The organism is Pseudomonas sp. BJa5, assembly GCF_030272875.2.
Lineage (GTDB): Bacteria > Pseudomonadota > Gammaproteobacteria > Pseudomonadales > Pseudomonadaceae > Aquipseudomonas.
Genome location: NZ_JALRNG020000033.1, coordinates 67,714 through 76,713, shown reverse-complemented (window position 1 = coordinate 76,713; position 9,000 = coordinate 67,714). Strand labels below are relative to the sequence as shown.

Below are 9,000 nucleotides of genomic sequence, written 5' to 3'. Positions count from 1 at the left end.
GTGGCCCTGTCTTTTTTCGAACTGGCCTTAAACCCAATCGGGGGGCACGCCCGCTCCTACACATTCCTGTTGGCGGGGGCTGCCCCCGCGATGAAGACGCTATGTAATCAAGCCTTGCGCGCACCCCGCACACCCTGGGCCAGCGCCGAGCACAGCTCGAGCACATCACCCACGGCCTGCTCTGCATTCGCCGCCTGGGCGATCTTGTCGACCAGCGCAGAGCCCACCACCACGCCATCGGACAGCCTGGCAATGGCCGCCGCCTGCTCGGGGGTACGAATGCCGAAGCCAACGCTGATCGGCAGGTCGGTATGCCGGCGCAGGCGCTCGATGGCGCTGCTGACATGTTCGGTGGTCGCCGAACCCGCACCGGTCACACCGGCCACCGAGACGTAGTAGACGAACCCGGAGCTGCGCTCCAGCACGCGCGGCAGGCGCACGTCGTCGGTGGTCGGGGTGGTCAGGCGGATGAAGTCGATGCCGGCAGCCTGGGCCGGGGCGGCCAGTTCGGCGTCGTGCTCAGGCGGCAGGTCGACGATGATCAGGCCGTCCACGCCCGCTTCCCTGGCCTGGGCAACGAACGCTTCGACGCCAAAGCGGTGGATCGGGTTGTAGTAGCCCATCAGCACGATCGGCGTGGTCTGGTTGTCGACGCGGAACTCGCGAACCATCTGCAGGGTTTTCGCCAGGGTCTGGCCGGCATCCAGCGCACGCAGGGTCGCCAGCTGGATGGCCACGCCGTCGGCCATGGGGTCGGTGAACGGCATGCCCAGTTCGATCACATCGGCGCCAGCCGCCGGCAGGCCCTTGAGGATCGCCAGCGAGGCGTCGTAGCCAGGGTCGCCAGCGGTGATGAAGGTGACCAGTGCGGAGCGGCCTTCGGCCTTCAGCTCGGCGAAGCGTTGTTCAAGACGGCTCATGCCTGATTCTCCTGGGCGGCCATATGGCTCATCACGGTTTGCATGTCTTTGTCGCCGCGTCCCGACAGGCACACCACCATCAGGTGATCCTTGGGCAGGGTCGGGGCGCGTTTGATCGCTTCGGCCAGCGCGTGGGAGGACTCCAGGGCCGGAATGATGCCTTCCAGGCGGCAGGTGGTGTGGAACGCAGCCAGGGCTTCGTCGTCGGTGATGCTGACGTACTCGACGCGCTTCACTTCGTGCAGGTAGGCGTGCTCCGGGCCGATACCGGGGTAGTCCAGGCCGGCGGAAATCGAGTGGGCGTCGGTGATCTGGCCGTCGGCGTCCTGCAGCAGGTAGGTGCGGTTGCCGTGCAGCACGCCCGGTACGCCACCGTTGAGGCTGGCGGCATGCTTGTCGGTGTCGACGCCATGGCCACCGGCTTCGACGCCGATGATCTGCACGCTGGCATCGTCGAGGAAGTCATGGAACAGACCCATGGCGTTGGAACCGCCGCCGACGCAGGCGATCAGGCTGTCGGGCAGGCGCCCTTCCTTCTCCTGCAGCTGGGCACGGGTTTCCTTGCCGATGATCGACTGGAAGTCGCGGACCATTGCCGGGTACGGGTGTGGGCCGGCCACGGTGCCGATCAGGTAGAAGGTGTCTTCGACGTTGGTGACCCAGTCGCGCAGGGCTTCGTTCATGGCGTCCTTGAGGGTGCCGGTACCGGCGGTCACCGGCACGATCTCGGCGCCCAGCAGCTTCATGCGGAACACGTTGGCCTGCTGGCGCTCGATGTCGGTGGCGCCCATGTAGATCACGCACGGCAGGCCGAAACGGGCAGCGACGGTGGCGGTGGCCACGCCGTGCATGCCGGCGCCGGTTTCGGCGATCAGGCGCTTCTTGCCCATGCGCTTGGCCAGCAGCACCTGGCCGATGCAGTTGTTCACCTTGTGCGCGCCGGTGTGGTTGAGCTCTTCACGCTTGAAGAAGATCTTGGCGCCGCCGCAGTGCTCGGTCAGGCGTTCGGCGAAGTACAGCGGGTTGGGACGGCCGATGTAGTCGCGCTGGAAGTAGGCCAGCTGTTCGAGGAATTCGGGGTCGGCCTTGGCCGCTTCGTATTCGCGGGCCAGGTCGAGCACCAGCGGCATCAGGGTTTCAGCCACGTAGCGGCCGCCGAATGCGCCAAACAGGCCATTGGCATCGGGGCCGGCGCGGAAGTTGGTCTGGGTCATGGGTCGCTCCAGGGCGTAGTGAAGACAGGAATGGCTTTACTGTAACCACGACAGGCGCGGCTGAAAACCGATAAGATTGCTTCAACATGTCAGGAAAGCTCACACGTCATGCGCCAGGACCTGCCACCCCTCAATGCCCTTCGAGCCTTCGAAGCCACCGCCCGGCTCAACAGCGTCAGTCAGGCAGCCGAGCAGCTGCATGTCACCCATGGCGCGGTGAGCCGACAATTGAAGGTGCTGGAGGAGCACCTGGGCGTGAGCTTGTTCGTCAAGGACGGGCGCGGCATTAAACTCACAGATGCAGGGCTTCGCCTGCGCGATGCCAGCTTCGATGCCTTCGATCGCCTGCGCGGCGTCTGTGCCGAGTTGAGCCAGAGCAGTGCCGATGCGCCTTTCGTGCTCGGCTGCTCGGGCAGCCTGCTGGCGCGCTGGTTCATCCCGCGCCTGGGCCGGCTCAAGGCGGACCTGCCGGAGTTGCGCCTGCACCTGTCTGCCGGTGAGGGCGACCTCGATCCGCGGCGCCCGGGGCTGGATGCCTTGCTGGTGTTCGCCGAGCCGCCCTGGCCTGTCGATATGCAGGTACATGTGCTGGCCCAGGAGCGCATCGGCCCGGTGCTCAGCCCGCACTTTGCCGGTTTCGCCCGTCTGCAACAGGCGCCGGCCGCAGCCTTGCTGGAAGAAACCCTGTTGCAGACTTCGTCGCGTCCGCAAGCCTGGCCCAGCTGGGCACGGCAACAGGGCATCGACCCCGAAGCGTTGCGTTACGGCCAGGATTTCGAGCACCTGTATTATTTGCTGGAAGCGGCGGTGGCCGGTCTTGGCGTGGCTATCGCGCCGCAACCGCTGGTGGCCGACGACCTGCGCGCCGGGCGCCTGGCGGCGCCCTGGGGGTTCTGCCAGACCCAGGCGGCGCTGGCGCTATGGGTGCCGCGGCGCGCCGCAGACGGGCGCGCCGAGCAACTGGCCGGCTGGCTGCGCGCTGAGCTGGCGCGCCAGGCCGATTAATGCTCGCGCCTGCACATCAGGTAGGCGGCCAGCAGGCCAAGGGCACCAATGGCCACGCCGGCGGTGGTCCAGGGATGTTCCTGGGCGTAGTCGCGGGTGGCGAGGCCGGTCTGGCGGGTCCTGGCCTTCACTTCTTCGTAGGCATCGCCCAGCAGGCTGCGCGAGTGACGCAAGGCATTCTCGGCATTGGCCTTGAGTGTCTTGAGGGTTTTGCGCGACTCATCCGAGGCATCGTCCTTGAGACTTTCCAGCGACTTGAGCAGGCTTTCGATCTCCGCTTCCATGCTTTTCAACGTGCGCAGCGAGTGGTTGGCCATGGTGACTCTCCTTCGTGCGGTGAGTGAGCTGTTCTGGTTCCGACTTCATCAGACACGCAAAGTGCATTCGAACTTTAGCCGGGTTTTGCTACTCGCAGGTAAAACAGCCCGGCACTGCTAGTCTCAAAGTTCCCCCCCGAGAATGGAGACGGTTCATGTCGGATCATCACACCTACAAGAAAATCGAATTGGTCGGCTCCTCGCCCAACAGCATCGAAGAGGCGATCAACAATGCCCTGGCCGAGGCCGGCAAGAGCATCAAGCACCTTGAATGGTTCGAGGTGATCGACACCCGTGGCCATATCAAGGACAACAAGGCGGCGCATTTCCAGGTCACCCTCAAGGTGGGCTTCCGCATCGCCAATAGCTGATCCGTGCCGCTGGCTTGCGCGGATCAATTGGGGTACACAGTCCAGAGGCGGCCGGATACGTTCCGGCGCCCCTCTCTACTTTGATCTGAACAAGGAAAGCGATCGATGAAGAAGTTGGCAGTAGCATTGGCTTTGATGGCACTGGCCGGTACCGCCCTGGCGGCCGGCAAGCCTTGTGAAGAATTGAAGAGCGAAATAGCCGCCAAGCTGGATGCCAAGGGCATCACCGGCTACTCGCTGGAAATCATCGACAAGGGTGCAGCCGCAAACGGCAAGGTCGTAGGCACCTGCGAAGGCGGCACCAAGGAAGTCGTCTACAAGCGCGGCTGACCGCCAAAGCCCGCTCCTGTGGGAGCGGGCTTGCCCCGCGAAGGGCCCTCAATCCCCCCTCATCACCTGCGCCAGCAACTCGTACGACCGAATCCGGTCCGCATGCTCATACAGATCGCAGGTAAAGATCAGCTCATCGGCCTGGGTCTGCTCCAGCAGCACTTCCAGTTTGGCGCGGATCTTCTGTGGCCCACCGACCATCGCCAGGCCCAGGAAGCTGCCCACCGCCTCGCGCTCATGGGGCAGCCACAGGCCGTCCATGCTGTGCACCGGAGGTCGCTGCACCAGGCTCTGGCCGCGCATCAGGGCGAGGATGCGCTGGTACACCGAGGTGGCCAGGTAGTCGGCTTGTTCATCGCTGTCGGCAGCGACCAGCGGTACGCCAAGCATGACGTAGGGCTTGTCGAGCACCGCCGAAGGCTGGAAGTGGTCACGGTAGATGCGGATCGCCTCGTGCATGTAGCGCGGGGCAAAGTGCGAGGCGAAGGCGTAGGGCAGTCCGCGCATGCCGGCCAGCTGGGCGCTGAACAGGCTGGAGCCGAGCAGCCAGATTGGCACTTCGGTGCCGTAGCCCGGCACGGCGATGACTTTCTGCTCCGGTGTACGCGGGCCCAGGTAGCGAGTCAGCTCCTCCACATCGTCCGGAAAATCGTCAGCGCTGCCCGAGCGTTCGCGGCGCAGAGCGCGGGCGGTCAACTGGTCGGAGCCCGGTGCACGCCCCAGGCCCAGGTCGATTCGTCCGGGATAGAGGCTGGCCAGGGTGCCGAACTGCTCGGCGATCACCAGGGGTGCATGGTTGGGCAGCATCACGCCGCCTGCTCCGACCCGGATGGTCGAGGTGCCGCCGGCCAGGTAGCTGAGCAACACGGCAGTGGCCGAGCTGGCAATCCCGTCCATGTTGTGATGCTCGGCGACCCAGAAACGGTTGTAGCCGAATTTTTCTACATGCTGTGCCAGGTCCAGCGAGTTGCGCAGCGACTGGGCCGGGCCGCCGTCTGCACGCACCGGTACCAGGTCGAGAGTGGAAAATTTGATGTCCGCGAGTCGCTTCATGGGCAATTGAGCCTCCAGGGCAATCATTGGCCGGCATCGCGCCGTGGCCTTTGCAACTCTGTATGGGCAGATCCCGAGGAATCAATCCCCAGGTCGAACCGGAGCGGGCTTGTTGTGGTCAAATGAGCGTCGGCAGAGCGTCTGCCGTCACAAGGAGTTGTCCCATGATCCGCGTCGCAATCGCTGTACTGGCATCTGTGCTGGCGACCACTGCGCTGGCTGCACCCAAACCCTGCGAAGAGCTCAAGGCCGAGATCGAAGCGAAGATCCAGGCACGCGGGGTGACGTCCTACACCCTGGAGATCGTGCGCAACGATGAGGTCCACGACCAGAACATGGTGGTAGGCAGTTGCGAGGGTGGCACCAAGAAGATCATCTACCAGAAGAATGATCGCTAGGCGTCAGGGCACGCAGAAGATGTCGTTGGATTCTTCGGCCACGACCTTGCGTTGTGCGTCGTAGAGGTAGGCCGAGGGTTGCATGGCCGGTGCCCGGGCTTCCAGGCGATAACGCTGGCCGGCTTCGAAGTGGTCGTAGCGCACTTTCAGGTAGCAGGTGCGCTCCACCGGATCGACCGAGAAACCGCCGGAATACACTTCGAAATCGAAGCGCACGGTCAGCTCGTGCTTGCCGGGAGTGACCTGGAAGAAGCGCCCGTCGTTGAGGCGCTCGCCGTCCAGGCGGTCGGCCATCAGTGTCCTGCCGGGCGTGATGGTGTACAGGTCGATCCAGGCCTGCTTGTTATCGACTGGGGGCAAGGGGCTGGCGCAAGCCCCCAGGGTACTGAGGGCAATCAGCATCATTGGCTGGCGCATGGCAAACTCCCGCTTGCAAGCTTCAAATAACAAGCATAGCGCCATTCGCCCTGATCAGGTGCTTTGACAGCCTGCCGGCTGCCCTTTGCTGACCAGTTTGCCCTCTTCGTCATAGAGCTTGGCCCAGGGGCGGAAGCCAATGCTGCCGGCTTCCAGCTGATAGCGCCCGCCGGCGGCGAAATCCTTGAATTTCACATTCAACTGGCAGTCGCGCCACAGCGGCTCGCTGACCGGACCGATATTGCTCGGAATCACCGGGAACAGGTAGCGCACGGTCAACTCGTGGCTACCGGGCGGCACTTCGAAATAGCGCTTGTCGGCCCAGTCACGGTCGTCCACCTGCAGGGCGTGCAGGGTTTCGTCCGGGCTCGGCGCAAGGTCGATCCAGGCCTGGTTGGGATCGGGGGTTGGCATCAGCAGGCCGGCGCAACCGGACAACAACACAGTAGCGCTAACGACAAGCAGTGTACGCATGGCAAAACTCCAGCCGGGCAGGATAGTCTTGAAGCGGATGAGCTCTTGAGCGGGATGACGGGACGCGGATGCTTCGACTATTTCTTCTGTTACGCTCAAGTTCTGGGGCACTCGACCTTTTTTTACGCCGTTTGGTTCCCCTGTTGCTTGGCGTTCTGCTGAACGGTTGTGTCAGCGTCAGTTACTACAGCCAGCTGGCCACGGGCCAATTGCAGCTTTTGCAGGCGCGCAAGCCGGTGCCTGAGGTGCTGGCCGATCCTGCCACCCCGCCGGCACTGCGTGCGCACCTGGAGCAGGCGGAGCAGGCGCGGGCCTTCGCCAGCGAGCACTTGAAGCTGCCGGACAATCGCAGTTATCGGGTGTATGCCGACATCGGCCGGCCCTTCGTGGTCTGGAACGTGTTTGCCACCCCGGAGTTCTCCCTCGAGGCGAAGAACCACTGCTTTCCCATTGCTGGCTGCGTGGCCTATCGCGGCTACTACAGTCAGGGTGCCGCCCGCGGCGCGGCAGCGTTGCAGAAGCAGCAGGGCCTGGATGTCTACATCGGCGGCGTGGAGGCCTACTCGACCCTGGGCTGGTTCGACGACCCGATCCTCAACACCATGCTGCGCTGGGGCGATGAGCGCCTGGCCACGGTGATCTTCCACGAACTGGCGCATCAACGAGCGTATGTGCGGGACGACACCGCCTTCAACGAATCCTTTGCCACCTTCGTCGAGCAGGAAGGCACGCGCCAATGGCGGGCGGCCCGCGGCCTGGCAGCGAAGAGCGGGGACGACAGCCAGCAACGCGACCAGTTCGTCGGTCTGGTCCTGGCCAGCCGGGAACGGCTGAAAACCTTGTACGCAGCCCCCCTGACTGCGTCAGCCAAGCGCGCGGGCAAACAGGCCGAGTTCGAGCGCCTGCGGCGTGACTACCGGACCCTGCGCAATACCCGGTGGAACGGTGTCGGGCCTTATGACGCCTGGATCAATGCGCCGATGAACAACGCCAAGCTGCTGCCCTTTGGCCTGTACGACCAGTGGGTGCCGGCGTTTGCGGCGTTGTTCGCCCAGGTGGGCGGCGATTGGCAGGCGTTCTACCAGTGTGTTGAAACCTTGGGGCGCTTACCGCTGGAGCAGCGGTCCGAGGCCTTGAAACGCATCGCGGGGCAAGCCCGCTCCTACCCCCGCGATTGAGCCTCTCAAGCCCTCAGAAATGCCCGATGCAGCTCTTCCAGGGTGGCAAAGTGATAAGCCGGCTGCTCGGCCGCCAGTTCCTCATGGCTACCAAACCCGTACCCCACCGCCACCGCTTCCAGGCCATTGCTGCGGGCGCCGATCAGGTCGTGCTTGCGGTCGCCGATCATCAGCGTCTGCGCAGGGTCCAGGGATTCTTCGGCCAGCAGGTGGGCGATCAGCTCGACCTTGTTGGTGCGGGTGCCGTCCAGCTCGCTGCCGTAGATCACCTTGAAGTGGTGGTCGAACTCGAAATGCCGGGCGATCTCACGGGCGAACTCCCAGGGCTTGGATGTCGCGATATACAGCGTCCTGCCCTGCCCGTTCAGCGCCATGAGCAGTTCATGGACACCGTCGAACACCTGGTTTTCATAGAGGCCGGTGACCTTGAAGCGCTCGCGGTAGAAGTTCACAGCGTCCCAGGCCTTGGCCTCGTCGAAGCCGTAGAACTGCATGAAGGCCTGCAGCAAGGGCGGGCCGATGAAATGTTCCAGGCGCGCCAGGTCCGGCTCGTCGATGCCGAGCTTGGCCAGGGCGTACTGGATCGAGCGGGTGATGCCCAGGCGTGGGTCGGTCAGGGTGCCGTCCAGGTCGAAGAGGATGTTTTGCTGATGCATGGTGGTCTCGATAAAGGCTGCGGGCCGGTTCACTCAGGCAGGTGGTAGCCTTCGGCCAGATGCTGGTCCTTGAGTTTGACGTAGTTGCCGGCGCTGTAGGGGAAGAAGGCGCGCTCCTTCTCGGTCAGGGCGCGGGCCTGCTTGACCGGGCTGCCGACGTAGAGAAAGCCGCTTTCCAGGCGTTTACCCGGCGGCACCAGGCTGCCGGCGCCGATGATCACCTCATCCTCGACCACCGCGCCGTCCATGATGGTACTGCCCATGCCCACCAGGATCCGGTTGCCCAGGGTGCAGCCATGGAGCATGACTTTGTGTCCAATGGTTACTTCGTCGCCGATCAGCAGCGGGAAACCGTCCGGGTTGAACGGGCCGGCATGGGTGATGTGCAGCACGCTGCCGTCCTGCACGCTGGTGCGGGCACCGATGCGAATACGGTGCATGTCGCCGCGCACCACCGTCAGCGGCCATACCGAGCTGTCGTCACCGATCTCGACATCGCCCAGCACCACGGCGCTGCGGTCGACGAAGGCGCGCTCGCCCAGGCGGGGCGTGTGGTTGTGGAAACTGCGGATGGCCATGATAGGGGATCTCTTTAGTGGTGATAGGGCTGCGGTCGGCGTCGATTGTAATTAAGATGGTTCAGTGTTTCTTCTGCCAAGGTGTTTAA

13 protein-coding genes are annotated in these 9,000 nt (G+C 64.0%); 5 read left to right on the top strand and 8 right to left on the bottom strand.

Annotated elements, in window-relative coordinates:
- Window positions 1–107 precede the first annotated feature (107 nt).
- Together trpA and trpB are read right to left on the bottom strand one after the other, a co-directional pair.
- A complete protein-coding gene (gene trpA / locus M2D63_RS18760) occupies window positions 108–920 on the bottom strand; it encodes a tryptophan synthase subunit alpha (RefSeq protein ID WP_285864490.1) in 813 nt (270 codons plus the stop codon).
- Window positions 917–2,134: a tryptophan synthase subunit beta gene (gene trpB, locus M2D63_RS18755; protein WP_285864489.1), complete on the bottom strand. Its 1,218-nt coding sequence runs from the start codon at window positions 2,132–2,134 to the stop codon at window positions 917–919. Before trpB ends, trpA begins: the two co-directional genes overlap by 4 nt.
- Window positions 2,135–2,242: 108 nt before the next feature.
- Between trpB and M2D63_RS18750 the strand changes: the two genes are divergently transcribed.
- Entirely contained in the window at window positions 2,243–3,139 is an 897-nt protein-coding gene (locus M2D63_RS18750; RefSeq protein WP_285864488.1) for a LysR family transcriptional regulator, read from the top strand.
- Here M2D63_RS18750 and M2D63_RS18745 read toward each other — a convergent pair.
- The gene (locus tag M2D63_RS18745; RefSeq protein WP_285864487.1) at window positions 3,136–3,456 is read right to left on the bottom strand and encodes a YqjD family protein; all 321 of its coding nucleotides are present in this window, start codon (window positions 3,454–3,456) and stop codon (window positions 3,136–3,138) included. The genes M2D63_RS18750 and M2D63_RS18745 overlap by 4 nt on opposite strands.
- A 155-nt stretch (window positions 3,457–3,611) precedes the next feature.
- Here M2D63_RS18745 and M2D63_RS18740 point away from each other — a divergent pair, with 155 nt between their 5' ends.
- On the top strand, window positions 3,612–3,827 hold the full coding sequence (locus M2D63_RS18740; protein WP_285864486.1) for a dodecin: 216 nt from the start codon (window positions 3,612–3,614) through the stop codon (window positions 3,825–3,827).
- Between the two features lie 105 nt (window positions 3,828–3,932).
- Window positions 3,933–4,157: a DUF1161 domain-containing protein gene (locus M2D63_RS18735; protein WP_285864485.1), complete on the top strand. Its 225-nt coding sequence runs from the start codon at window positions 3,933–3,935 to the stop codon at window positions 4,155–4,157.
- A 48-nt stretch (window positions 4,158–4,205) separates the two neighbouring features.
- Here the strand turns inward: M2D63_RS18735 and M2D63_RS18730 are convergent, their stop codons facing one another.
- Window positions 4,206–5,210 carry an LLM class flavin-dependent oxidoreductase gene (locus M2D63_RS18730; RefSeq protein WP_285864484.1) on the bottom strand — a complete coding sequence of 335 codons (1,005 nt, stop codon included), beginning with the start codon at window positions 5,208–5,210 and terminating at the stop codon, window positions 4,206–4,208.
- A 164-nt stretch (window positions 5,211–5,374) separates the two neighbouring features.
- Between M2D63_RS18730 and M2D63_RS18725 the strand changes: the two genes are divergently transcribed.
- Window positions 5,375–5,608, top strand: a complete 234-nt coding sequence (locus tag M2D63_RS18725) for a DUF1161 domain-containing protein (RefSeq protein WP_285864483.1) — start codon at window positions 5,375–5,377, stop codon at window positions 5,606–5,608.
- A 3-nt stretch (window positions 5,609–5,611) separates the two neighbouring features.
- Here M2D63_RS18725 and M2D63_RS18720 read toward each other — a convergent pair whose 3' ends face one another.
- Together M2D63_RS18720 and M2D63_RS18715 are read right to left on the bottom strand one after the other, a co-directional pair.
- On the bottom strand, window positions 5,612–6,025 hold the full coding sequence (locus M2D63_RS18720) for a hypothetical protein (protein WP_285864482.1): 414 nt from the start codon (window positions 6,023–6,025) through the stop codon (window positions 5,612–5,614).
- Between the two features lie 54 nt (window positions 6,026–6,079).
- On the bottom strand, window positions 6,080–6,499 hold the full coding sequence (locus M2D63_RS18715; RefSeq protein ID WP_285864481.1) for a hypothetical protein: 420 nt from the start codon (window positions 6,497–6,499) through the stop codon (window positions 6,080–6,082).
- An 86-nt stretch (window positions 6,500–6,585) separates the two neighbouring features.
- Here M2D63_RS18715 and M2D63_RS18710 point away from each other — a divergent pair, with 86 nt between their 5' ends.
- The gene (locus M2D63_RS18710) at window positions 6,586–7,677 is read left to right on the top strand and encodes an aminopeptidase (RefSeq protein WP_285864492.1); all 1,092 of its coding nucleotides are present in this window, start codon (window positions 6,586–6,588) and stop codon (window positions 7,675–7,677) included.
- 5 nt (window positions 7,678–7,682) lie between these two features.
- On the opposite strand, the gene M2D63_RS18705 is transcribed toward M2D63_RS18710, so the two are convergent.
- Both M2D63_RS18705 and M2D63_RS18700 read right to left on the bottom strand, forming a co-directional pair.
- On the bottom strand, window positions 7,683–8,333 hold the full coding sequence (locus tag M2D63_RS18705; protein WP_285864480.1) for an HAD family hydrolase: 651 nt from the start codon (window positions 8,331–8,333) through the stop codon (window positions 7,683–7,685).
- 29 nt (window positions 8,334–8,362) lie between these two features.
- Complete coding sequence (locus M2D63_RS18700) at window positions 8,363–8,911, bottom strand: gamma carbonic anhydrase family protein (protein ID WP_285864479.1); 549 nt, start codon at window positions 8,909–8,911, stop codon at window positions 8,363–8,365.
- Window positions 8,912–9,000 lie beyond the last annotated feature (89 nt).